The organism is Chryseobacterium sp. CY350, assembly GCF_027945075.1.
Taxonomy (GTDB): Bacteria; Bacteroidota; Bacteroidia; order Flavobacteriales; family Weeksellaceae; genus Chryseobacterium.
This window is the reverse complement of record NZ_CP116034.1, coordinates 3,290,830-3,315,779: the sequence shown is the minus strand read 5'-3', so window position 1 is coordinate 3,315,779 and position 24,950 is coordinate 3,290,830. Positions and strand designations below refer to the sequence as shown.

27 protein-coding genes are annotated in these 24,950 nt (G+C 35.3%); 15 read left to right on the top strand and 12 right to left on the bottom strand.

Annotation, left to right across the window (positions count from 1 at the left end; all coding sequences use genetic code 11):
• Window positions 1-105 precede the first annotated feature (105 nt).
• Window positions 106-1,647, bottom strand: coding sequence for a serine hydrolase (locus PGH12_RS15495; RefSeq protein WP_267598355.1), 1,542 nt, complete (start codon window positions 1,645-1,647; stop codon window positions 106-108).
• Between the two features lie 75 nt (window positions 1,648-1,722).
• Here PGH12_RS15495 and PGH12_RS15490 point away from each other — a divergent pair, with 75 nt between their 5' ends.
• From PGH12_RS15490 to PGH12_RS15475, 4 genes are all read left to right on the top strand, one after another.
• On the top strand, window positions 1,723-2,220 hold the full coding sequence (locus PGH12_RS15490) for a metallophosphoesterase family protein (protein WP_267598354.1): 498 nt from the start codon (window positions 1,723-1,725) through the stop codon (window positions 2,218-2,220).
• A 233-nt stretch (window positions 2,221-2,453) separates the two neighbouring features.
• Complete coding sequence (locus PGH12_RS15485) at window positions 2,454-2,948, top strand: DUF8465 domain-containing protein (protein WP_267598353.1); 495 nt, start codon at window positions 2,454-2,456, stop codon at window positions 2,946-2,948.
• Between the two features lie 18 nt (window positions 2,949-2,966).
• A complete protein-coding gene (locus PGH12_RS15480; RefSeq protein ID WP_267598352.1) occupies window positions 2,967-3,683 on the top strand; it encodes a DUF3822 family protein in 717 nt (238 codons plus the stop codon).
• Between the two features lie 69 nt (window positions 3,684-3,752).
• A complete protein-coding gene (locus PGH12_RS15475; RefSeq protein ID WP_267598351.1) occupies window positions 3,753-4,340 on the top strand; it encodes an RsmD family RNA methyltransferase in 588 nt (195 codons plus the stop codon).
• A gap of 38 nt (window positions 4,341-4,378) precedes the next feature.
• Here the strand turns inward: PGH12_RS15475 and murI are convergent, their stop codons facing one another.
• From murI to PGH12_RS15445, 6 genes are all read right to left on the bottom strand, one after another.
• Entirely contained in the window at window positions 4,379-5,209 is an 831-nt protein-coding gene (gene murI / locus PGH12_RS15470) for a glutamate racemase (protein ID WP_267598350.1), read from the bottom strand.
• Window positions 5,210-5,250: 41 nt separating this feature from the next.
• Window positions 5,251-6,846, bottom strand: a complete 1,596-nt coding sequence (locus PGH12_RS15465; protein WP_267598349.1) for a DUF4139 domain-containing protein — start codon at window positions 6,844-6,846, stop codon at window positions 5,251-5,253.
• A 38-nt stretch (window positions 6,847-6,884) separates the two neighbouring features.
• Window positions 6,885-8,009 carry a radical SAM family heme chaperone HemW gene (hemW, locus tag PGH12_RS15460; protein ID WP_267598348.1) on the bottom strand — a complete coding sequence of 375 codons (1,125 nt, stop codon included), beginning with the start codon at window positions 8,007-8,009 and terminating at the stop codon, window positions 6,885-6,887.
• A 50-nt stretch (window positions 8,010-8,059) separates the two neighbouring features.
• On the bottom strand, window positions 8,060-9,010 hold the full coding sequence (locus tag PGH12_RS15455) for a PorP/SprF family type IX secretion system membrane protein (RefSeq protein WP_267598347.1): 951 nt from the start codon (window positions 9,008-9,010) through the stop codon (window positions 8,060-8,062).
• Between the two features lie 51 nt (window positions 9,011-9,061).
• Complete coding sequence (locus tag PGH12_RS15450) at window positions 9,062-10,126, bottom strand: RluA family pseudouridine synthase (protein WP_267598346.1); 1,065 nt, start codon at window positions 10,124-10,126, stop codon at window positions 9,062-9,064.
• A 71-nt stretch (window positions 10,127-10,197) separates the two neighbouring features.
• Window positions 10,198-11,250 carry a PASTA domain-containing protein gene (locus tag PGH12_RS15445; RefSeq protein WP_267598345.1) on the bottom strand — a complete coding sequence of 351 codons (1,053 nt, stop codon included), beginning with the start codon at window positions 11,248-11,250 and terminating at the stop codon, window positions 10,198-10,200.
• 153 nt (window positions 11,251-11,403) lie between these two features.
• Between PGH12_RS15445 and PGH12_RS15440 the strand changes: the two genes are divergently transcribed.
• The 3 genes from PGH12_RS15440 to PGH12_RS15430 all read left to right on the top strand — a co-directional run bounded on the left by PGH12_RS15440 (window position 11,404) and on the right by PGH12_RS15430 (window position 13,639).
• Window positions 11,404-12,393 (top strand): D-alanine--D-alanine ligase, encoded by a 990-nt coding sequence (locus PGH12_RS15440; protein ID WP_267598344.1) that lies wholly within the window; start codon window positions 11,404-11,406, stop codon window positions 12,391-12,393.
• A gap of 70 nt (window positions 12,394-12,463) precedes the next feature.
• Window positions 12,464-12,928, top strand: coding sequence for a pantetheine-phosphate adenylyltransferase (coaD, locus tag PGH12_RS15435; protein ID WP_076557705.1), 465 nt, complete (start codon window positions 12,464-12,466; stop codon window positions 12,926-12,928).
• A gap of 78 nt (window positions 12,929-13,006) precedes the next feature.
• Window positions 13,007-13,639: a trimeric intracellular cation channel family protein gene (locus tag PGH12_RS15430; RefSeq protein WP_267598343.1), complete on the top strand. Its 633-nt coding sequence runs from the start codon at window positions 13,007-13,009 to the stop codon at window positions 13,637-13,639.
• A gap of 72 nt (window positions 13,640-13,711) precedes the next feature.
• Here the strand turns inward: PGH12_RS15430 and PGH12_RS15425 are convergent, their stop codons facing one another.
• Window positions 13,712-14,278: a DUF2892 domain-containing protein gene (locus tag PGH12_RS15425; RefSeq protein ID WP_267598342.1), complete on the bottom strand. Its 567-nt coding sequence runs from the start codon at window positions 14,276-14,278 to the stop codon at window positions 13,712-13,714.
• Window positions 14,279-14,353: 75 nt separating this feature from the next.
• Complete coding sequence (locus PGH12_RS15420; protein WP_267598341.1) at window positions 14,354-14,848, bottom strand: dihydrofolate reductase; 495 nt, start codon at window positions 14,846-14,848, stop codon at window positions 14,354-14,356.
• Window positions 14,849-15,008: 160 nt separating this feature from the next.
• Here PGH12_RS15420 and PGH12_RS15415 point away from each other — a divergent pair, with 160 nt between their 5' ends.
• The 5 genes from PGH12_RS15415 (at window position 15,009) to PGH12_RS15395 (ending at window position 19,547) form a co-directional block, all read left to right on the top strand.
• Window positions 15,009-15,617 carry a LemA family protein gene (locus PGH12_RS15415; RefSeq protein WP_267598340.1) on the top strand — a complete coding sequence of 203 codons (609 nt, stop codon included), beginning with the start codon at window positions 15,009-15,011 and terminating at the stop codon, window positions 15,615-15,617.
• Window positions 15,617-16,045 (top strand): TPM domain-containing protein, encoded by a 429-nt coding sequence (locus PGH12_RS15410; RefSeq protein ID WP_416258856.1) that lies wholly within the window; start codon window positions 15,617-15,619, stop codon window positions 16,043-16,045. The genes PGH12_RS15415 and PGH12_RS15410 overlap by 1 nt, the downstream gene beginning before the upstream one ends.
• Window positions 16,026-16,820: a TPM domain-containing protein gene (locus PGH12_RS15405; protein WP_267598339.1), complete on the top strand. Its 795-nt coding sequence runs from the start codon at window positions 16,026-16,028 to the stop codon at window positions 16,818-16,820. Before PGH12_RS15410 ends, PGH12_RS15405 begins: the two co-directional genes overlap by 20 nt.
• 319 nt (window positions 16,821-17,139) lie before the next feature.
• A complete protein-coding gene (locus PGH12_RS15400) occupies window positions 17,140-17,661 on the top strand; it encodes an NAD(P)H-dependent oxidoreductase (RefSeq protein WP_267598338.1) in 522 nt (173 codons plus the stop codon).
• Complete coding sequence (locus PGH12_RS15395) at window positions 17,661-19,547, top strand: monovalent cation:proton antiporter-2 (CPA2) family protein (protein ID WP_267598337.1); 1,887 nt, start codon at window positions 17,661-17,663, stop codon at window positions 19,545-19,547. Before PGH12_RS15400 ends, PGH12_RS15395 begins: the two co-directional genes overlap by 1 nt.
• A 2-nt stretch (window positions 19,548-19,549) precedes the next feature.
• Here PGH12_RS15395 and PGH12_RS15390 read toward each other — a convergent pair whose 3' ends face one another.
• Window positions 19,550-20,350 carry a head GIN domain-containing protein gene (locus PGH12_RS15390; RefSeq protein ID WP_267598336.1) on the bottom strand — a complete coding sequence of 267 codons (801 nt, stop codon included), beginning with the start codon at window positions 20,348-20,350 and terminating at the stop codon, window positions 19,550-19,552.
• Window positions 20,351-20,565: 215 nt separating this feature from the next.
• Between PGH12_RS15390 and PGH12_RS15385 the strand changes: the two genes are divergently transcribed.
• From PGH12_RS15385 to PGH12_RS15375, 3 genes are all read left to right on the top strand, one after another.
• Entirely contained in the window at window positions 20,566-20,919 is a 354-nt protein-coding gene (locus tag PGH12_RS15385) for an SPW repeat protein (RefSeq protein ID WP_420710286.1), read from the top strand.
• A gap of 141 nt (window positions 20,920-21,060) precedes the next feature.
• Window positions 21,061-23,202, top strand: a complete 2,142-nt coding sequence (locus tag PGH12_RS15380; protein ID WP_267598334.1) for a M3 family metallopeptidase — start codon at window positions 21,061-21,063, stop codon at window positions 23,200-23,202.
• A 258-nt stretch (window positions 23,203-23,460) separates the two neighbouring features.
• Window positions 23,461-23,838: a YchJ family protein gene (locus PGH12_RS15375; protein ID WP_267598333.1), complete on the top strand. Its 378-nt coding sequence runs from the start codon at window positions 23,461-23,463 to the stop codon at window positions 23,836-23,838.
• Window positions 23,839-23,972: 134 nt separating this feature from the next.
• Here PGH12_RS15375 and PGH12_RS15370 read toward each other — a convergent pair whose 3' ends face one another.
• The gene (locus PGH12_RS15370; RefSeq protein ID WP_267598332.1) at window positions 23,973-24,473 is read right to left on the bottom strand and encodes an FKBP-type peptidyl-prolyl cis-trans isomerase; all 501 of its coding nucleotides are present in this window, start codon (window positions 24,471-24,473) and stop codon (window positions 23,973-23,975) included.
• 115 nt (window positions 24,474-24,588) lie between these two features.
• Window positions 24,589-24,834, bottom strand: a complete 246-nt coding sequence (locus tag PGH12_RS15365; RefSeq protein ID WP_267598331.1) for a VF530 family protein — start codon at window positions 24,832-24,834, stop codon at window positions 24,589-24,591.
• Between the last annotated feature and the right edge of the window lie 116 nt (window positions 24,835-24,950).

Below are 24,950 nucleotides of genomic sequence, written 5' to 3'. Positions count from 1 at the left end.
ATAATTATCGATTTTAAATTTTGGCTAAAGCCAGCCGATTGTTTTTAAAAAGAAAACGGGCTAAAGCCCGTTTCTATTGATACAAGTGACTATATGTTTGTCAAATTATTTCCTTCTTAAATCCAGATCATCAAAGTCAAAACTAAAATCTGTAATATCAGAAATTGCTTTCATCTTCGCAGATTCTGCTTTTCCGTTTTCATCATAATTGAAAATAATATAAGCATCAGCATCATAGCTTCTATCATCCCATTTGATGATAAAAGAATTATTTGAATACGGAAGTAATTCACCTTTTAATCTCGGAGAGTTTTTGCATGAAATTTTATAAGTATTTCCTTGCTGAGCAATTTCTACATCACCAAACCAGACATCATTGTACTTCCCGACAAATTGTTCTGGTTTCGGCTGAATATTTTTTTCTTTTTTGAAGGCATCAGATTTGGCAAAGGCATCTTTCTTTTGTTTTTCGTATTCCGCATTGGCTTTCAACATTCTGTCACCGTAGGTTTTCAGCCAATTCCTGTCGGCAATTCCTAAATAAGAGTCCTTCAAAGTATTCGTAATCGTGTTGAAAGCCGCACCAGACTGTTGATTAGTTAAAACAACAATTCCCAATTTCATATCAGGAATCAAAGTAAATTGAGTCACCGTTCCGATTAAACCACCAGTATGCTGAATTTGCTTATGACCTTTCACATCGCTCAAAAACCAACCCAATCCATAACCATAAAAACCAGTATCATAAGGATTTTTCATCGCAACCGGACTTGCAATCTGCAAATTCCAAAGCTGTTGAATATGTTTATCTGAAACCAATTTCTTACCTTCTTTTGTTGTAAAACCATTCAACAGAAATTCTGCCCAAGCCGTCATATCTTTGATATTACTCATGATTCCTCCGGCTGCATTTCCTGTTTCGTTCCAGTCGTGAGGAACGGCGATTGCTTTTCCGTCAACAGGAGCATGAGCATCAATCTTATTGGTAACACCTTTTGCTCTATTGTAGCTTCCGAAGCTTGAATTCATTCCTACAGGTTTCATAATTCTCTGCTCGATAAATTCAGCCCAATTCAATCCTGAAACTCTGTGAATCACTTCTCCCGCTACGATGAACATGATATTGTTATAATCTAAAGTCGTTCTGAAAGGATTTTCGGGTTTTAGATATCTAACATTATGAACAATGTCGTTCACAGTAAGATTTCCTCCTTCAGGAAAGAACATCAAATCACCCTGTCCCAAACCTAATCCTGCTCTGTGAGTCACCAAATCTTTAATCGTAACATTTTGAGAAACATAAGGGTCATACATTTGAAATTCAGGAATATATTTTGAGACCTTATCATCCCAATTCAGTTTTCCTTCGTCTGCCAAAATTGCCAAAGCGGTACAGGTAAATGCTTTCGAATTTGAAGCAATACCAACCAAAGTTGTATCATCCATCGGTTGTTTTGTCGTCAGAGAGCGAACACCGAAACCTTTTGAATAAATTATTTTTCCGTCTTTGATGACTCCGACAGACATTCCGGGAACATCGAAAGTTTTTAAGGTACTTTTGATTAGTTCATCTAATTTCTTTTCTTCGACCTGAGAAAATGCGATAAAAGACACAAGAATAAAGAATAGAGATAGCTTTTGCTTCATTTTTAAATTTTTTCAAAGTTAATCAATTCGGGATTATTGAGTAAATTTGCGTCTTAAAGAAATTCGCATTTAATAATGACCAAAATCCTCCTCCTCTCCGATTCACATTCTTATATTGATGATAGAATTTTAGATTATGCCAAACAAGCTGATGAAATTTGGCATTGCGGAGATTTTGGAAGTTTTGAAATCATTGAACAGCTTGAAAAAATCAAACCATTAAAAGGTGTTTATGGTAATATTGACGGTGCAAAAATTCGTTCTGAATTTCCTGAAGTGACTCGTTTTCTTTGCGAAAATGTAGAAGTTTTAATGATTCACATCGGCGGATATCCCGGAAAATATACTCCTTTGGCGCAAAAAGAAATTTCTGAAAAAGCTCCGAAGTTATTTATTTCGGGACATTCTCATATTTTAAAAGCGATGTTTGATCAGAAAAATAATTTTTTACATTTAAATCCTGGAGCTTGCGGAAAACAAGGTTGGCATAAAATGAGAACGATGATGCGGTTCGTAATTGATGATACGGAAATTAAGGATTTGGAAATTATTGAATTGGGAGCGAAAGGTTAATTTACTAAAAACGAGAAGCTTTAAATTTAACCAGTAAGATTTATTAAGGAGTTGAGAATATTAGATTTAGCTTCGCTTTAAGCAGAATACTTTTTTTGAATCTATTTGATTTTCTTAATGTAGTCTAACTTCTTGAGCAGTTTTTAATGTTTTAAAATAGACTTTAGTTAACAAAAAGATTGCTTTCCCGAAATCGATGATAGGCTATTCCTCAAAATGACAAAAGAAAATATATGAAAATTGGCGATAAAATTTCGGTGGTAGATGAAGATTTGAGCGGAGTAATTACTTCGGTAAACGGAAATATCGTAGTTTTCAAAGACGAATATGGTTTTACTTATCAATATCAAAAAGAAAAGCTGGTTCCGAAAAATGCTTCGATCTACGAAAACATAAAGGTTGTACAAAAAGCAGAGCCGAAAAAAGTGACTTCTAAAAAGCATGATAAAAATCCTTTAATTCTTGACCTGCATTTTCATCTTTTAGTTAAAAACCCGAATGACTACGCTAGTTTCGAAAGACTGTTTATTCAGAAAGAAAAATTGATTCAGACCATAAATTTCTGCAGAAAAAATCACCTGAAAAGGCTTGAAATCGTACACGGAATTGGTGACGGTGTTCTTCAGAAAATAGTATGGGACGTGTTAGAGAGCCAGACCGGACTAGATTTTTATAACAAAGAAATACTTCATCACCAATCGGGTGCGGTAATGGTAGAATTTCACTAAATTTGCAATAATTGTCATATGAACGTACTAAATTTACTTTTCACGAAAGACGGTCTGATCTATCAGATTTCCAAGAATAAAAATGTTTTGGAAGAGAAATCTTATCTGGTTGATGAAGAATCTCCTAAAGATTATATTGCTCAAAAGCTTGAAGAAGTTTTATTGAAACAGAGATTTGATGAAATTGCTGTGATCTCAGCTTTAAATCACTTTACATTAATGCCTGAAGGCTTTTCTGAACATGATGCAGGTTATGATCTCATCTCTTTCAACGCGCCTGTTGACAAAGATAATGAGGAACTTATGCTTTCTGTGAACAAAAAATTTAACGTACAGTTCTACTATACTTTTCCGAAAGATTTTTACCGTAAAATAAAAGAACTTTCGATTCCTGTGAGATTTAATTTCTCGGGAGAAAAGTTTTTAAACTCTATTCAAAATAAGAACAAAAAGGAAATTCATATCAACCTTTATCATAATCAGTGCGAGTTTTTTGCCATTGATAACAAGAAAGTGATTTTATACAATAATCTGGATGTGAATTCGGAAGTTGATTTCTTATATTTTGTAATGTTTACGTTAAGTAAAATCGGTTTTGGAATCAGCGATACGAACTTTTTTGTGTACGGCGAAACAACAGAAAACGAAACCTTTATTTCAGAACTTCAGAAGTTTGTAAAAAATATAAAGATCGTTTTTGATAACATTCCGAATAAGAATTTCATCCTCAACTAGGTTGTAGGAAGCTTTTAGGATTTAATTTCTAACTGCGATCTTCCGCCTATCATCTCAAATTAAAAAAAAATGTACAGAATAATTGCCGGCAAGTGGAAAGCCAAAAAAATAGCAGCTCCAAAAAATTTTGATGTAAGACCGACCACTGATTTTGCTAAAGAAGCATTATTTAGTATTCTTGAGAACACCTACGACATGCAGTCGATCTCTGTTCTCGATCTTTTTGCGGGCATCGGATCTATCACTTTCGAGTTTGCTTCGAGAGGTTGCAAAGATCTCACTTCAGTAGAATTGAACCCGAAACATACTTCTTTTTTAAATTCTACAGCTTCAGAATTGGGTTTTAGTTTAAATGTAAGCGTGCAGCGAGGCGATGTTTTTGATTGGCTTAAAAAATTCAGAAACAAAAAATCATACGAAATCGTATTTTCTGATGCTCCTTTCGAACTGGAAGAGAAAAAATATTACGAACTGATTTCTTTGGTCTTAAATAATAAATATCTGAAACCGAATGGCACTTTGGTGATTGAACATCAAAGCAGATTAAAATTTGATCATCCTAATTTTGTCGACACGAGGAGATACGGAAATGTAAGCTTCAGTTTTTTTAGACCAAATGAGGAAGAAGAGACTGAAACAAATTTAGACACAGAATAAATACAAAGATAAAGACTCATTTCTGAGTCTTTTTTCATTTATAAAACTTTCAATTCTAGATCGATTGTTTTTCCGAAGAATTTTTTTGAGATTTTTTCGAAGTTTTTCGTGATATCAGAAAGATAAAACTGGTATTTTGGTTTCGGATTATTCTGATTTAACAAATTATATTTATCTAAAATAATGTTAAGATGATTGGCAACAATATTGGGTGAATCTATTACACGCACTCTATTTCCGTAATATTGCTTGATTTCATCAATCAACAGCGGATAATGGGTACATCCTAGAATCAGCGTTTCGATATTTTTTAATTTAGCATTACTCAGATAATTATAAATGATCGAATGGGTAATCGGGTGATTTTTAAAACCTTCCTCAATCGCAGGAACCAGCAACGGAGTCGCCAATTCATCAACTTTGATAAATTTATTATGCTTACGAATGCTTTTCTTATATAAACCGGAATTTACTGTTGCTTTCGTCGCAATCACTCCCACGTTGGTATGAATCTCGTAAGAAACCTTTTCGGCCACCGGATTAATCACATCAATTACAGGAACTTTGCCGGAGACAGCTTCCATTACGTCATTCAAAGCATTTGCTGTTGCCGTATTACAAGCAATTACAATCGCTTTGCAGTTCTGTTCTAGCAGGAAATTGGTTATTTTCGTAGAATATCCTATAATCGCCTCTTTAGATTTTTCGCCATAAGGAAGATGTTTTGTATCGCCGAAATAAATAAGATCTTCATTAGGAAGAAGTCTTTTAATTTCTTTAGCTACCGTCAAACCTCCTACTCCGCTATCAAAAATACCGATAGGCTGTTTTGGCGAAAGATGCGAATAATCCTGTTTTTTAGTTTTCAAACGAATGAAATTTTATGCAAAAATAGTGAATAGAATCGTAATTAATTAAGATTACTAATTGAAAAATCTTTCGGATATCTCACTTTATAACTTACTCTGATTTTTTTTGTCTCTGACGGTGAAATTTTTACATACCAAGTTAAATATCCTTTTTCTTTGTCTTGTTCTGCATTATCGGTTTGTAATAATTCTATTTTAACCGACTCATCTTTACTAAGAGGAAACTGATCTTTTATTTCTATCTCAATAGCCTCTTTTTTATTATTCCTTACCACAATATCGTATGTAAAGGTCTTTTCCTGATAAGATGAAAACATTTTCACACTTGATTTATCATCAATCATCTCTTTTCTGACACTGATTTTCTTATCATCCCCAAGTGTAATGCTCAATTCACCTGTTGTCTGATTGGGTTTAATTGTGGTTTCGCCAATATACATATTTTCAAAAACAATATTTGCCGTAGCCGAAATCAGATTATATTTATTAAAATCTTTAATTTTAGCAATTAAGAAAGCATCTTTACTATATTTTGGCGCAACAAAATATTTATAAACTGCGGGAATTTTTTCCTGTTTCAAATTAATAAAATTTTCCTGATCATTCGAGAGAATATCATAAGGGACCTCAACATCAAAGCTGATGTTAAACTGATTTTCAACAGATTTAAATCCATATCCCACCACCACAACTTCTTCTATCTCTTTAGTTTTTGTAGAATCACTTTGAGTGCTGTATCCTCTGACTGATACTTGATCTTCAGCTTTATAAGAATTTAAAAACCACGGGTTTAAGACTGGTGCAGTACTATTTCTGCTTGATCTTCCATTGATTAAAGATAGTTTTACGCCTTTCCAATCAAGACCTGTATCTTGTCTGACTTTAGCTTTAAACAAAACATCCAAAGGATCAGAAAGTTTATTTCCTCTTACTTCATAGAAAGGTTCCCAGGATGCATTTTCTGCCAAATAACTAATATCCGCTTTCACATTTGCAGCTGCCGAGCTCATTACTTTTAAAATTAAAACTCCGTCCGAAGATGCTTCTTCCATTTCAGAATTGATTTTCAGACTGCTTCTCAACCGGTTCAGTTTTCTCTGCAAGTCTGTATTCTTTTTAGTGATTTGAGATATTGCTGTACTGATTTCCAACCTTTTGCTTTTATAATAATCTGCAAGTTGCATCAGTTGAGCTACACTTGATGTATTACTTCCAACTAAAACAGTTTGATTTTTATCTAAAAGTTCGAGCGTTTTGTTGTTAGCTTCAAGCTCCATACTTGCTTTATAAACAAGATCTTCAAGCAGCGTAATGCTGTCAGTGACTTTTTTGATACGTGGATTTGTATTATCCATATCATATTCAGAGCTATAATCATCTGTAAATTGAACAGACAGAATACTAACATTTTTATTATTAACGCTTACCTGTAAAGACTTCTCGAAAATTTCGTCAGAAATATTTGTAACAACTATTTCTGAAGCTCCGGAAGGGATAGAAAAATTTGCAGAATTTTGAAGCTCCGCAGAACTTCTGTAGACATTCACAGCATTAACTTTTGCTTTAACAAATATGGGTTTTTGAGAATAATGTAAAACTCCAAGAAATAATAAAAACAGTAATAAATTTTTCTTCATTGGTTATTATATTTAATTTCAAATATACATTAATGACTTTAAACCTGAAAAAGATCTGAAGCAATTCCGTCTGCCATAAACCAATGTTTCTCAGGGATTTTGAGGTGATTACTTTCTTTGATTAAAATTCCGTCAGCCAATTTTTGTTGAATCTCTTTGTGAAATTGATCTAAAGTTTCTTCTTTAAATTTATTTTTTAAACTTTGAAGATCTACACCCCAGATTGTTCTCAATCCGATCATGATCATTTCGTTAAACTGATCTTTAGAGGAGAGAATTTCGGTCTCTTTAGCTAAAAGATTCGAATTCAATTTTTTAATATACTGCTGATTATTGGTAACATTCCAGCTTCTTTGATCAAATCCGTTGTAAGAATGTGCGGAAGGACCAATTCCTAAATATTCATTATACTTCCAATACGCAGAATTATGTCTTGAATGAAAGCCTTTTTTGGCAAAATTTGAAATTTCATAATGCTCAAAATCATGATCTTTCAGAAAATCAATCATATAATAAAATTCTCTATTTTGCTCATCTTCTTTCGGATATGAAACTTTTCCGTTGGCGATCCATTTTTCCAGAACCGTTTTTGGCTCTACCGTCAAAGCATAAGACGAAATATGCGGAACTTCAAGTGCTATAGTTTTGTTTAAATTTTGTTTCCAGATTTCTAAATTTGACGTTGGTGAGCCATAAATAAGGTCAATACTTAAATTTTCAAAGCCAAAATCCTGAGCTCTTTTAATGGAACCTTCAGCATCCGAAGCATTATGAGCACGATTCATCAATCTCAAATCTTCATCAAAAAAACTTTGCGTTCCTATTGATAATCGATTGATCGGAGAATCTGAAAGTTGCTTCAAAAAATTCTTGTCTAAATCGTCAGGATTTGCTTCTAAAGTAATTTCAATATCAGAATTAAAGTTAAAATATTTTAAAACCTCGTCAATCATAGACTTGATTTCGTCTCCGGAAAGGATGGAAGGAGTTCCGCCACCAAAGTAAAGCGAATTTAAATTTTTGTTGTGAAGTTCATCTTTGCGAAGAAATATTTCTTTTTTAATTGCAGTAATCATTTCATCTTTAAAATTTAAAGACGTAGAAAAATGAAAATTGCAATAGCTGCATTTCTGTTTGCAGAACGGTATGTGAATGTAAATCATAAAAAAAGCTCTGAAAATTCAGAGCTCAAATTTATTTAAATTAAATCATATTAATATCTAAATCCTCTATGATTAATAAAGTTATCAAAGTTATACCCGATTCCCAACATAAAGCTGTTACCACCATATTCCTGAATGTCAGACATTCCGAGGTTATAAGTAGCTCCCACCATAAATTTGTTGAATCTTACTTTTACAATTGGAGAAATACTCAGCTGTTGGTTATCAAATCTGTTTTGAACACCTCTGTAGCTTACTCCGAAAGAGAATGCATTGATATCGTTTGAGAATGTAGCCATCAAGTTTAAATCCATCATTCTCGTAGAATTGGTATTTAAGTTGATTAAAGCTGAAGGTGTAATGGCGATGTTATCTGCAATCTTCCAGTCATATCCTAAGTTTAAGAAGAATTTGATAGGCGATGGTTCGTAGTTGTTAACGATAGATTCGTCATTACTCAATGCAATATCGTTCACAGAAACTCCTCCGAATAACCCTTTGTAAGTAGCTGCCAAACCGAAGTTTGCGTACGCCATAAAGATATTACTTTCATTTCCTTGCAATAAAGGATCGTAACCGTCTTCTGTATTAATTTTAGAATAATCAAAATTCATATTGTAAAAATTAACACTCGTACCAAAAGAAAACTGATCTTTTCTGTCTCCTTCACTGCTCAAAGGAATGAAGTAAGAGGCACCTGCGGTGATACCACCTGCAGAAATAGGACCGTTGCTATCTCTAAAAACGGAAATACCCGCTCCCACTCTGTCAAAAATATTCGCGTTGATCCCTACCGACTGAACGTTTGGAGATTCGCTAAATTTCGAAAATTGTTGTTGATAGTTTAGATTGAGTTGTACGTAGTCCGTTTTACCGTATTGTGCAGGGTTGAACAGGAATTCACCATCCAAAAGATATTGCTGATAGTATGGTAATGATTCTTGTGCTTTGTATGCATTCGACAAAAGAGCTAAACATACGATAGCATATAGTTTTCTCATAACAAATCTTGATTTCAATTCAACAAATATAAAAAAATTCTCAATATATTTTTAGTTTTCTAAATAATTTCTCCATTTTTTTACGGCATCCGCCATATCTTGGGGCATTGGGCTTTCAAAATACAATTCCTTTTTAGTTGTGGGGTGTATAAATCCCAAGGTGTGTGCATGAAGTGCATGTCTTGGAAGAATTTCGAATACATTTTTTATAAACTGCTTGTACTTAGGCATATTAACTCCACGAAGCGCGATATTTCCTTCATATCGCTCATCATTAAACAAAGTATGGCCTATATGTTTGAAGTGCGCTCTGATCTGATGCGTTCTTCCGGTTTCCAATTTACATTCTACCCAAGTCATATATTTAAATCTTTCCAGAACTTTGTAATGGGTAACAGCATGCTTCCCGGCACTTCCGTCTACATATGTATACATCTGCATTCGGTTTTTGGGATGCCTTCCTATATGACCTGTAATAGTACCTGCATCGTCCTTCACATTACCCCAGACAAATGCCCAGTACATTCTTTTGGTTTTTCGTTCAAAAAACTGCTTTGCCAGAAAACTCAGGGCATATTCATTTTTCGCAATCACTAAAAGTCCTGATGTATCTTTATCGATTCTGTGAACCAATCCTACTCTGTCCAGATCCGACTTTTCTCCCTTCTTATCAAAGTGGAAAGCTAAAGCATTAACTAAAGTGCCATCCCAGTTTCCAAATCCCGGATGCACAACCATTCCCGGTTCTTTATCTACCACAACCAAATCGTCATCTTCGTACACGATATTGATTGGTATATCCTGCGGAATTATTACATTTAACCTTGGTGGATGTGCAAGAAGTAACGAAATCTGATCGCCCGGTTTTACACGGTAATTTTGTTTTACAGGATTACCGTTTACTACAACGTTTCCGGCTCTACAAGTCTGCGAAATTTTGTTTCTTGAAGAATTCTGACGGAAATTTAAAAGAAATTTATCAATGCGTAAAGGTTCCTGTTTACCATCAACTGTGATATTCACGTGTTCATACAGACCTTTATTTTCCTCATCAATATCAATATTATTAGAATCTAATAATTCTTCGTCTAAATAATCTTCGTTATCTTCTGTCATTATATTCTTTTTACATAAAAGGCTCCAACATAATTAAAGTTGAAGCCCGAATTTTATAATTAAGTTATTTACTAACTGATAATAGCTTTCTTTGCTTTTGGTTTTTCCGTTGCAGGTACCGTTGATGATTTCACTGCATCTCCGGTTGTACTTTTAGGCTTCGTTTCCGATGTCTTCGTATTATTTACAGGTTTAGGATTTGCTGACACTGTAGGCTTCGGGGTAACGGGTTTTGGAGTAACCGGCGGTGGCGGAGCATCATTTACAGGATCATCCTCAAAGTTAGGAACTTCCTCATATCTTATCGGTGGCAATGTAGTATCAACTCTCATTCGATACATAGAATTTAGCTGATCGATTTTGCTTCTAAGCTCAGCAGGAGTCTTCTTGCTGGCCCAAAGATCTATTTGCATACCCTGATCTCGGGCGTCACCTGCAGCAGGATCCTGATAATAAACTATATCTGAATCATCATTTCCTCCGTCTTCATGGTCTACAATACCGACTTCAAAAAGATTTCTCGCGATGTACGCTTTTGCTTCTTTTACCGTAAGTCCCACCACATTTGGTATGGTGATATTTCTCATCGGTCCGGAGCCTACGACAACGTCAATCACAGAGAATCTAGGAATTTTCGTTCCAGGTTTCAATGAATTTCCTTTAAATAAAATTCTCAGAACTGCATCCTTCTGAATACTCGGTTCGAAGATGGTATCTCCCACTTTAAGTCCTACCTGATCTAATCTCTGAAAGGCAAGACCAGAATACTTATTAATGACATCAGGCACCGCAACAGGAGCCCAGCTTCGCGGGTTCACTTTTAAAGTAATCGCTCTGCCGTCTTTCACACGTGATCCTGGCGCAGGAAACATCTTTAAAACCTGAAAAGGTCTGTATTTAGGGTTATAGGTTGCACTGTCTACTTCGTAATCGAGACCTGTGTCTTCCAATATTTTGACAGCGTCATGTACAGATTTATTAACAACATTAGGAACAGGAATCTCTTGTCCGTGGTTTGTATGATACTCCAGCCAACGAAATGTAAGCCAGACTAACCCCACGAAAACTGCGATCGCTACTAATAAATTAACTAAAACTTTCCAATTGAAAAGTGATTTAAGCATACTTAAAAATACTTGAATTATAACGGCAAAGATAGCTAATAATTTTTGAATGTACTTTTTTTTTACAGAATTACCATTTAGCTTCAAATTTTTCAGAATTCAATTCGTGCGTGATATAATTTCATTAAATTTGCCTTAAATGATTAAACGGATATGAGCAAAAAACACGTTGCCGTGGTGATGGGAGGCTATTCTGAAGAATACAAAGTTTCCATGAAAAGTGGGCAGTTGATCTACGATTCTTTAGACAGAGATCTATATAATGTATACAAAATCGTTATTCTGAAAGATGAATGGTTTTTTTTTGATGAAAAAGAAAACAAACTTCCTGTAAACAAAGGAGATTTTTCGGTTAATTTACATACAAATGAAACTTTAAAATTTGATGTTTGCTTTAATATTATCCACGGAACTCCCGGCGAAAACGGTATTCTACAGGCATATTGGGACGCAATAGGACAAGCCTATACCGGATGCGATTTCTACCAAAGTGCTTTGACGTTTAATAAAAAAGATACTTTGGCAGTTTTATCAAAATACGGAATTCCTTCAGCGAAAAGTGTTTATTTAAGAAAAGGAGAAGATATCAATGTTGATGAAATCATCGAAAACCTTGGAATTCCCGTTTTTGTAAAACCCAATCAATCAGGCTCTTCATTAGGGATTTCTAAGGTAAAAGATTCTTCCGAACTGATTGCTGCGACTGAGATTGCCTTTAAAGAAGATGATGAAATATTAATTGAAAGCTTCCTCGACGGAATGGAAGTTTCTGTAGGTGTGATCGATTTCAAAGGAGAAACCATCGTTTTAGGAATTACAGAGATCGTTCCCACCAATGAATTCTTTGACTACGAAGCGAAATATGAAGGTGCTTCAGAAGAAATTACTCCCGCGAGAATTGATACTGAAACCACAAAACGAGTGGAGGAAATTGCAAAAAGAGCTTATGATTCTTTAGGAATGAGTGGTTTTTCAAGAAGTGAATTTATTCTAATGGATGGAATTCCGTATATGCTGGAAATGAATACCAATCCTGGATTTTCACCGGCAAGCATTCTTCCTCAACAGGCAAAAATCTACGGAATATCAATTAAAGATCTTTGCGGAAATGAAGTTGAAAAAGCTTTACAAAAGAAAAACTAGATATTAGAAGTTAGATTGTAGTGTACAATTATTCATGATTTCTAACTTATAACTTATAATTAAATTACGTATGAAAATTGCTGTTTTTCCTGGGTCTTTCGATCCGATAACATTAGGTCATTACGATATTATTGAGAGAGCTGCGGCACTTTTTGACAAAGTAATTATTGCCATCGGACAAAATTCTCAGAAGAAATATATGTTCCCAATCGAAAAAAGAATGGAATTTATACAAAACTCCGTTGCAGAATTTCCGAATGTTGAAGTAGATTATTTTGAAGGTTTAACCGTTGATTATTGTTTTGAGAAAAACGCTCAATTCATTTTAAGAGGCTTGCGAAATCCTGCAGATTTTGAATTTGAAAAAGCAATTGCACACACCAACAGAACGTTAGCCCACAAAAAACTCGAAACCGTTTTCTTATTGACCTCATCAGGAAAATCGTTTATCAGCAGCAGCATTGTAAGAGAAATCATTAATCATGGTGGAGAGTATGAATTATTGGTTCCCGAAGCCGTGCGAGTTGAAAAATAATTGATAAATGATCGATGATAATTGATATAAACCTGAACTTTTTATCAATTATAAATCATCTATCATCACTAATAATATATGCACGAACAATTCAATCTTATTATAGAAATTCTTGGCACGATCTCATTTGCGATGTCGGGGAGTTTTGCTGCGATGCAGAAAAGGCTTGATCCGTTTGGTGTTTTAATTATTGCTTTTGTAACTTCCGTTGGTGGCGGTACGGTGAGAGATTTGCTTTTAGACATCCCGGTTTTTTGGATGCATGATCTTTTGACGTGTGGTTTAATCATAGCAACAAGTGTTTTCTCAATGGTATTTAAATCTGTTGAGAAAAATTTTAAAGTCACTTTATTTATTTTTGACAGCTTCGGATTGGGACTATTTACGATTATTGGTGTTCAGAAAGGTTTACATCTTGACATTCATCCTTTAATTTGTATTGGTTTGGGAACTATTACGGGATGTTTTGGTGGAATTATAAGGGATATTTTACTCAATAGAATTCCTTTAATTTTCAGAAAAGAAATCTATGCAAGTGCTTGTATAATTGGCGGTTCGACTTTTTTGTTACTGACTCATTTTACCAATCTTTCTTACACTTTTATTCAGATCTTCACTATTTTAATGATTGTAAGCGTGAGAACTTTAGCAGTGAAATACCATTGGCAGATCCCGAAATTTTATGGCTATGAAAGTAATTCGGAAATGTAAACTGAGTACAAAACATAAAAAATGCACCAAAACAAATTGGTGCATTTCTATATTATTAAATAAGTTGTTTTATTAAAACTTCCCTCTGTTTCTCATATGAGGATTGTGAATATGTTTCTGCATCGTCGGCATTTTCAGCTGATCTTTCATCATTTTGATTTGATCGGTCATCATTCCCGCTGTATCAAGCGCTTTTGCTTCATCCAAAAGTCTCTGCCCTTCCTGTCTTCTACCTTTGGAGATCGCTCCGGCAGCTAAATTTAAAGTAGCCATCGCTCTGTCATGTTTCATATTTAAACCATATTCCAAAGCTTTTTTCATTAAAGGTTCAACTTTCGTAGGATGATCCTGGGCCAAAACCAAACCTTGTAAGTAATGGTAATAACCGTATTGCGTTTTATGAAGTTCCGTTTTATAATCTTTAATATTGTTTAAAAACTTTGAAGCTTTTACCATATTCTGTTTTCTTAATTGCCAGAATGCCAAAAGGATATTTTCATTTTTAAAGAATAAGAAAATCGGTAGAGCAGATAAAAGGAAAACTACGATTCCCCATCCTAAGTTTCTTGTGAAAATCATCATATACAGACCTCCTAAAATCAGAAGTGCTGCTGCTGCGATTTTTATGTATTTATTCATTATTAAAATTTTCGAAGTGCAAATATAAAGAATTTTGACGTACAAGCTAGATGTAGAAAGCCAGAATTACCACTACTATTCCGTCTTTATTTTTTCGTAAGTCTGAAAATAGAAATCGTACTGATTTTTTTCGTCTTTTTCATGAAAAACCTCTTCAGATAACTTCCAGATTTTAGGATCGATTTTAGGGAAAAAAGTATCGGCTTTCAACTCAGCCTTCACGAGAGTAACTTCTAATCGGTCAGTAATTTCCATTGTCTGTTCGTAGATATTTCCGCCACCGATGATGAAAATATTTTCATCAATTTTCTTTGCAAATTTTACAGCTTCTTTGATGCTTCCGACAATTAAAATACCTTCTTCAAACCAGTTTTTCTTTCTCGAAATCACAATATTGGTACGGTTTGGCAGTGCTTTCCCAATACTCTCATAAGTTTTCCTACCCATAATAATGGGATGTCCCGATGTGAGATCTTTGAAATGTTTTAAATCTTTTGGAAGATGCCAAAGCAATTGGTTATCAGCACCAATTTCGTTTTTCTCGCCCATTGCGACCACTATTGTTGTCATTCAATTAATTTTCTGCAAAATTAGCACATAATTTGTATATTTGGGTAGCACAAGAAATTTAAAAACAATTTAAATCTTATATTTATGATAGGTTTAAAACTTTTAAGAATTAAAATAAACTTATTAAACAATTATTAAAATAAACAATTAAAACTCACATATGAAAAACAAAGGTTGCCTGAGCGCCGGAACGATCGGTATTGCTCTTTTAATTATCGTTGCGGTATTATTTTTTTGGGGAAAAAGCGGATACAATGATTTCGTCACCAAAGAGCAAACGGTAAATACAAAATGGTCTAATGTTGAAACCGTTTACCAAAAACGAGCTAACCTGATTCCTAATCTGGAAAGAACAGTAAAATCTTACTCTAAATTTGAGCAGGAAACTTTAACCAAAGTTGTGGAGGCACGTTCAAAAGCTACATCAATCAATATCGACCCTACTAATATGACCGAAGCCGATTTGGCTAAATTTCAGGCGGCACAGGGAGAATTATCCGGAGCATTGAGCAGATTAATGGCAGTTGTAGAATCTTATCCGAATTTGAAAGCTGATCAGCAATACATCAACTTCCAGAGAGAATACACTGCGATCGAAAACAGTATAAGAACAGAAACTGTTTATTATAACGGAGCAGCTCAGGATTACAATACTTCAATCAAGACATTCCCGAATAATATTCTCGCGAATTTTACCAATTTCAAAGAAAAACCATACTTCAAGGCAGCTGCAGGAGCAGAAAAAGCACCGGAAGTTTTTACAGAATAATGAGTCACTTTCTTACAGATCAACAAATAGCTTCCCTTGTGGAAGCTATTCAGTCGGCAGAAGACCATTCTACCGGAGAGATCCGGGTACACATAGATTCTACAACAGAAGTTAACAATGCAGAAACTGCTTTTGAAGTTTTCAATGAATTGTGTAAAGACAAAACCAAGGAAAAAAATGCGGTTCTCTTTCATATAAATTTTGAAAAAAAATACCTGACGATTGTTGGTGACACAGGAATTCATGCAAAAGTAAAGCAGTCGTACTGGGATCATCTTCATGATTTTATCACTTCGGAATTTGCAAAAGGCAATTATTATAAAGCTTTAAAAAGTGCTATTCTCGAAACCGGTCTCGAGCTCAAAAAACATTTTCCCATCACCGGAGAAAACCACAACGAACTACCCAATGAGATTACGTTCTCTTAAAACACTGTTTTCATTTTTACTGATTTGCCTTTACTCTTTTGTATCGGCACAATACACGATTCCGGAAAAGCCAGCGGTATTATATCCTGTCTATGACGAAGGAAATCTTTTGACCAGTCAGGAAAAAAATGAACTCAATCAAAAACTCATCAAATTCGCAGATTCTACTTCCACGGAAATTGAAGTCATTATCATTCCGTCAACAAAAGGTGAAGACATTAATTATCTCGCAACAATGTTTGGTGAAAAATGGGGAATCGGACAAAAAAATGTAGACAACGGAGTTGTTTTCCTTATTGCCACACAAGACAGAACGATGTCTATTCAGCAGGGACGCGCGGTGGAACAGTACTTAACTGCATCAGTTGCCGGCCAGATTTTAGATTATATTGTTACTCCAAAATTTAAGCAGGGAAAGTGGTACGAAGGTATCAACGGAGGGACATCTGCCATTATGGAAGCGGTACAGGGGAAATTCAAACCTTTGACCAATCATAAGAAGTCTGGAGAAATCAGTATGTCTAGAATCATCCTTATCGGATTTATCATTTTCATCATTCTTATCTTCCTTTTTAAAAACAGAGGCGGTGGCGATGACGACGGAGACGTTATACTCAGCAGAAGAGGACGAAGAAATTATCCCGGTGGATTTTTTCCTTTTCCCGGAAGTTTTGGTGGCGGCGGATTCGGTGGAGGAAGCTCAGGCGGCGGCGGTTTTGGTGGCTTCGGCGGAGGCGGAAGTTTTGGAGGCGGTGGTGCTTCGGGAGGATGGTAAAATTAAGTTTTATTTAATGTTGTCATTCCGAGGAATCTCCAAAATTATATTTAAATGCTAAGTATTGTTTCCGTCAAATGATAACAAAATATTTTCTTTGGACGTAATTTATATAATCATTAAATTCACTTAAACAAAAATACACAGTCGGTCATTTTTAGACCGACTTTTTTTGATAAAATTTAAAACTCTAAACATTTACATTTCTTTATTTAATTTCTAACAGTGAACACATTTCGCCATATCAAAAAGTCAATAAAACGGCTTAAAAACGGTTTTTATTAATATTTTTTCATTATATTTACTAAAAACAGGTTCTATGAAGAAAACGCTGGTAGTTTTTGCGCATCCGTATCTGGAACATTCAAACTCAAACGTAGAGTTGATTAACTTCTACGTTCGTCATCAGCATTTTACCTTACGCGATCTTTACGAAGAATATCCTGACTTTCACATTGCTGCATTTCGCGAGCGGAAACGACTTAAAAACTACGACCGTTTTATCTTTCAGTTCCCGATCATTTGGTTTGGGATGCCTCCACTTTTAAGACTTTGGATTGACGAAGTTTTTGACAGAAGTTGGCTAGATGAAGATCAGGAAAATCCTTTAGAAGGGAAAGAAGTTTACATTGTGGTGACCACAGGCGGAAAAGAAAGATCCTTTAGCAGAGAAGGCACCTATCATTACACTGTTGAAGAATTGATTAGTGGATTGATTGTTTCATTAAAGGTTTTTAAAGCAGATATCAAAGACATAATCATCGTTTACGAAGCCAATAAACTTTCAAAAAAAGAAATTATTTTACACAAACAGAAATTTGCAAAACTCTTAGACCAATAATGGAAACAACTCTAGCTATGAATACCCTGCTTTTTCTGGGCGTTGCCATAATTATGGTTCCGCTGGCCAGGAAATTGGGTTTAAGTTCGGTTATTGGTTATATTTTAGGTGGAATTATCATCGGACCCTACGTTCTGAAACTCACAGGAAAAGACGTAGACGATATTATGCACGCCAGCGAATTTGGAGTTATTATGCTCTTGTTTTTAGTTGGTTTAGAATTGGAACCCAGAAAATTCTGGGAAATGAGAAAAAAAATTCTCGGCCTCGGATTAACACAGATGATTCTTACCATTTCTTTATTATTTCTGATTTTCGTTACCGTAGGATGGAAGGTCGATAAAGCGATTGCCGTTGCCATGTGTTTTGCGCTTTCTTCGACGGCTATAGTTTTACAGACTTTACAGGAAAAAAACAGTTTCAAAACGGTTGCCGGTGAAGCATCATTTTCTACTCTTTTGTTTCAGGATATTGCCGTGATTCCTATTTTGGCCATTCTGCCTTTGCTGGCGCATTCTAAAGCAACGCATAACGAAAATGAAGTTCAGGTTTTAATTCAGAAACTTCCCGACTGGCTGCAGGCCGGAACGGTTATTATGGGTGTAGTCATTTTAATTCTGTTAGGAAGATATGTATTTGTACCTTTTTTAAGGTATGTCTCAAAAGCCGGAATGACCGAATTGCTTACTGCATCATCCCTTTTCTTAGTAATCGGAGTTTCAGAATTAATGGTTTCAATCGGACTTTCCCCTGCATTGGGAGCATTTCTTGCAGGAGTCATGTTAGCCAACAGCGAGTTTCGTCACGAACTCGAAGCACAGATAGATCCTTTTAAAGGACTACTTTTAGCCGTTTTCTTTGTAAGCGTGGGTTCTACAATGAATTTCAATGTCATAGCAGCAGATCCTTTGTTTATTTTTTCTACTGTTTTCACCGTTTTAGCAGTGAAATTTGCCGTTCTCTTTTCCATAGGAAAATTTTTCAAGATGGATAATCCACAGCGTTTGTTCTATGCATTTGCTCTTTCGCAGGTTGGCGAATTTGCCTTTGTATTGATCAATTACGGATCAGATTTATATCTTTTTGGTGCCGAATTAAATGCTCAGATGATGGCGGTTACAGCAATCACAATGTGTATTACTCCGTTTCTTTTAATTATTAATGATAAATTAATTACTCCAAAATTTCTTGGGGACAGCCCAGAAGAGCAAAGTGATTTTAATATTCTCGAAAATAATATTGCTCAGAAAAAGATTATTATCGTTGGCTTTGGGCATTTCGGAAGTACTGTTGGGCGTCTACTGAAGGCAAATAAAATTAAAGCGACAGTTCTCGACAGAGATTCTGATCGGGTAAAGCTACTGCGCGGTTATGGTTTTAAAGTTTACTATGGTGACGCTACGAGAATTCCTGTTTTAAGGGCGGCAGGAATTGAAGATGCACAAATTTTAATTCTATGTCTTGATAATTCCGGCGATAATAAATTTATTGCAGAATTGGTAAGCGAAAATTACCCTGACGTAAAAATATTTGTACGTGCAAAGAACAGAATCGATGCTTACTCATACCTAAACAACGGCATTGATAATATTTACCGCGAAACTCTAGGAACCGCTGTGGATATGGCTGTTGATGTTCTACACGAGACCGGAATGCGAAAATATGCAGCCAGACGTCTGGGACAGCGTTTTATGGCGATTGATAAAGCTTCGATCAGGAAACTGGCAAAATCTGATGACGATGACGAAATTCGCCTGTTTACTACAAAAGAACTCCTCCAAAGAGAGGAGGAGCTGTTAGCTTATGATAATCTCAATTTTGACGGTAAAAACTGGGAAGGCTCTTCATCAGCCGCCGAGGAAGAAGATGATGAAAATAAAGATTGATTTTACTGAATATTTACACTTCCACCACTGTTTTCTTCTTTTTTCACGATAGTGACATTTCCTTTTTTGTAGATATTAACACTTCCTCCCGAAGAAGCTTCTGCATCAACAGCTGAAGTTACGCTAACTTCTAAACTTGCACCACTTGAAGCATCTGCTTTCAGGTTTTCTACCAGGACATCTTTTCCGTAGATACTGCTTCCTGAGGAAGAACTCATCTCTGCATTTTTAGATTTCCCAAAAATAGAAATACTTGCTGCCGAAGATGCATCCACATCCAGATCTACAGCCCAGATTTTCCCGTCAAAACTACTGCTGCTGTCGACAGAAATTTCAAGATCATTTGCTTCTAAATTTCCTGTAATACTTGCAGCGCTTGAAGCTTCAACGTCAGTTTTTTCTTGCGTAAATTTATCTTTCACATTGATACTTGCAGCAGAATTGGCGATAATTTTCACAAAATCTTTAGCATAAATCTTGGCTGTAACATTATTGGTATTCATCACACGAAATCCTGTGTTGTAATGAATATGTATTTTTCCGCCTCTTCTCTCTACCAGAACTTCGTCTATAATATTGGCAGGTGCAGAGATAACTACTTTTTCGACATCAGACTTTATAATTTCTGCTTCTATTGCCTGAGAAACTTCAATTTCGTCAAAATCTCCGCTAAATTCTTTTTGTTTAAGAGGTCCGTGATCTTTATTCGTGACATCAGGAAGCCATTTTGATTTTTCGGTTTTTTCGTTGCAGGCAGAAAAAGCCACCAATCCTGTTAAAAGTAAAATTGCAGTAGATCGCATGGAATTATTTTTTTTAGTTTATTTAAATATAACAACTAATTTATAAAAAACATTACATCATTTAGAATATTATAACAAAACCTACCATAACTGTTAAATTTCATATATTGAAATATCATTAAAATAATAATATATTTAATTAACAATCAATCACTTAACCTTTACACTGGTACAGAATTTGTGCTAAATTTCACACACCAATAAAAATTTTAGTTATGATTTCATCAAAAGCACATGCCATTTTAGATTATCTTGTGGGGGTATTGCTTATTGCAGCTCCATGGATTTTAGGATTTGCCGATAATACGGCTGCCACAATTGTACCGGTTGCACTCGGCGCATCTACAATTCTTTACAGCCTCGTTACAAATTATGAGTATTCCATCGCAAGGATTCTAACCTTCAATGTCCATTTAATCATAGATTTCATGGCAGGAGTATTGCTGATTGTTTCTCCTTGGCTGTTCGGTTTCAGCGACCACGTTTATTTGCCTCATGTGATCGTAGGAATAGCAGAAATCGGGGCAGTTTTAATGACCAAAAAAACGACAAATGTGGTAAGAACGTAAGATATTTTTTTATTTCAATTCAGTAATTATATCAGGTTTTCAAAATATTGGAAACCTGATTATATTTTAGCAAAGGACTGTGAAGTTCACCTTAATTTTTCAATTACTTTTAATATCTTTATGTTTTAATAATAATTATTTATGAAAAACATTTCATCAGCATTATTAATTTCTGCTTTAGCATTCAATTACTCTTGTACCACAATGAAAACAAACGACATAACGCAGGAAATTCCGGTTCCTGATGCTTCGCTTTCTTCAAATCCTTTTATGAAGAAAAGCAAACTTCAATATGAAGCCCCGGAATTTGATAAAATTAAAAATGAACATTTCAAACCCGCATTCGAATTTGGCTTAAAACAGCATGATGCCGAAATCCTGAAAATCGCTAACAATACCGAAACTGCAACTTTTGACAATACCATCGTTGCTCTGGAAAAAAGTGGTGAAGTTTTGAAAAGAGCGGTAACTATTTTTTCAAATTTAACCAGTGCAAACACAAATCCTACGCTACAGGCTTTAGATGAAGAATTTGCTCCTATTTTTGCGGCACATTCTGACAAGATGTATCTGAATGAAAATTTATATAACAGAATTAAAGCTATTTCAGACAACGGTTTAGATTCTGAAAGCAAAAGACTTTTACAATTTTATAAACAGAATTTTGAGATCGCCGGAGCCAATCTTTCATCAGCAGACAAAGAGAAACTGAAGCAGGTAAATCAGGAAATGGCCTCACTTTCGACACAATATTCTAATAAATTGCTTGAAGCAAGAAAGGAAGGCGGAATTATCATCGACAATGTAAAGGAACTTGACGGACTTTCCGCAGACGAAATTGCGGCAGCTGCAGCTGATGCAAAAACTGCCGGAAAAGAAGGCAAATATCTTTTAGCTCTTCAAAATACTACACAACAACCTGTTCTTCAAAACCTCACCAACCGAGCAACCCGTGAAAAAGTTTTCAAAGCATCATGGATGAGAGCGGAAAAAGGCGGAAGCAGCGACACGAGAGAAACAATTGAAAAACTCGCAAGATTAAGACTGAAAAAAGCGCAGATTTTAGGCAAAAAAAGCTTTGCAGAATGGAAGTTGCAGGATCAGATGGCAAAAACTCCCGATGCGGCAGTAAAATTGATGAACCAACTGGCGACTCCCGCTGTGGAAACAGCAAAACGTGAAGCAAAAGACATTCAGGATTTGATAGATCAGCAAAAAGGTGGTTTTAAACTAGAACCTTGGAACTGGAATTTCTATGCTGAACAAGTGAGAAAAGCTAAATTTGATTTAGATGAAAACCAAATTAAACCTTATTTTGAGATCACAACCGTTCTGGAAAAAGGAGTTTTTTTTGCTGCTGAAAAATTCTACGGATTGACCTTCAAAAAAAGAACTGATCTTCCCGTTTATCATCCGGATGTCGTTACATACGAAGTTTTTGACCAAGACGGAAAATCATTGGCTATTTATTACCTAGACTTTTACACTCGTGATTCTAAGAATGGTGGTGCGTGGATGAGCAATTTTGTTGAACAATCTTATCTTTTGGGAACAAAACCAGTGATTGTCAATTGTTATAATTATCAAAAACCAGCGCCAGGAAAGCCTTCATTAATTAGTTATGATGATGTAACCACGATTTTCCATGAGTTTGGTCACTCTATTCACGGAATGTTTGCGAGCCAGAAATATCCTTCACTTTCGGGAACTAATGTCCCTAGAGATTTTGTAGAATTTCCTTCGCAAATTAATGAGCATTGGGCTTTAGATCCGGTCGTTTTGAAAAACTACGCTCTTCATTATGAAACAAAACAACCGATTCCACAGGCTTTGGTTGATAAAATTAAAAATGCTGCGACTTTCAATCAAGGTTACATGACCACTGAACTTGTCTCTGCAGCAGCCCTGGATATGGATTGGCATTCTGTAACTAATGAAGGACAATTGCTTCCGGTTTTAGATTTTGAAAAACAATCTTTAAATAATCACGGATTTACTTTATCAACCGTTCCGCCAAGATACCACACGCCATACTTTGCACACATTTGGGGAGGTGGTTATTCGGCCGGATACTATGCGTATTTATGGTCTGAAACTTTAGATAGCGATGCTTGGGAATGGATTTCGAAAAACGGCGGTTTGACCAGAGAAAACGGTGACCGTTTCAGAAAATATATCTTATCTGTAGGAAATTCTGTTGATCTAAATCAGGCATTTCGAGATTTCACAGGGCACGATCCTGATATTAAACCGTTGTTGAGAAACAGAGGTTTTATTAAATAATTTTTAGGAAGCATTCATTTTTGAGTGCTTCTTTCTTTTAAAGGTAAAATAATAATATCGCACATTTTGCTGATTGAGCAGCTTTTTATTTTTAACTTAAAATCTGCCCTATCTGCAAATGTGCGATAGGTTTTGGCTAAAGCCAATGGAATAAATTTAAATATAACACAAGCTAAAGCCGGCTCTATTGAATCAAGCTTTGTGATATTCGCGCAAAAAATATTCGTGTAAATTTGTGTTTAAATAAAAATCAAAAGAATGAATTGCCCCTGTTGCTCCGGAAAATCCTATGAAGAATGTTGCAAACCTTTTCACACAGGAGAAAAAAATGCTCCTACCGCAGAAGCTTTGATGCGTTCGCGGTTTTCTGCCTTTGCTATTCCGAATGGAAAATATTTAATGGAAACTACGTCTCCCGGTAAAAGGCAGTTTCACAATACAAAAGATCTGCAGGAATGGGGAGAAATCAATGAATGGACAAAATTGGAGATCGTCAGTAAACCATCAATGAATAAGGTGGAATTCAAGGCATATTACACCGATGAAGAGGGAGAAAAAAATATTCATCACGAATTATCGACCTTCAAAATGATTCAAAACCGTTGGTATTATGTAAGCGGTGAGTTTTTAGATTGACTTATCTAATCACAAAAACTTTTAACACATAAGTCACAAAGATTTTTCTTGGTTTAAAAACTTAAACTTATGTGACACATGTGTAAAAAAAAGTCCGGCATTTCTGCCGGACATTTATATTTATCTAAAAACTCTTAGTGAGCCTCGTTTCCGTCGATGCCATGCGCATGACCGTGAGAAAGTTCCTCTTCTGTTGCAGGGCGCGTATTTAAAATTTCAACCTGGAAATCTAAAACTTTACCTGCCATCGGGTGGTTCAGGTCTGCAATTACAGCTTCAGGAGTAACTTCTACCACAAAAGCCTGGAAATTATTTCCTTCATTATCTGTAAGAGGTAAAATTGCTCCTACTGGAGGAATTCCTGCCTCACCAAACATATCGATTGGCAATTGTGCAATCGCATCTTCCTGTTTTTCACCGTAAGCTTCCTCCGGCTGAATTACAAAGTCAGCTTTGTCGCCAGCTTTTAAACCAAGAATGTTCTGTTCAAATTTTGGAATCATCATTCCCATACCGTACAAAAATGTCAGCGGATTTTCTTCTGTTGTTTCCTCTACAAGAACTTTAGTTCCGTCTTCTTCTATGGTATGAAGAATGTATTTTACAGCTACAACGTGTTTCTGATCAATTGTCATATTTTTTATTTTTTGTCGTGATTACGCTCACGATTAACCTGACAAAGATACTATTTTTGAAAGAAGTGAATGCCGAAAACACATTAAAACACATTTACATGACATTTAATATCTATTATTTCTTTGCTTCAGCCTTTTTTTTCTGTCTCAAAACATACAGATACAAACTCTCCACTTTTACTCTTGCCCAGTCGGTTTTGCGCAAAAATTTCAGCGAAGAATTGATGCTCGGATTGTCTGTGAAACATTTTATATTGATCTGTTCGCCCAGTTTTTCAAATCCCTGATAATACTCTACCAATTCTTCAAGAATGGCGTCTAGTCTTTTTCCGTGTAGAGGATCTTTTGAATGTTGCTCCATAATTTGACAAAGGTAATTATTTCATTTCTAAACATTATTTAAACGTCATCTAAACCTCATTGGTTTTGAATGCCTATGTGGTTCTAAACCATATAAAAACAAGCCCATCTCAACCG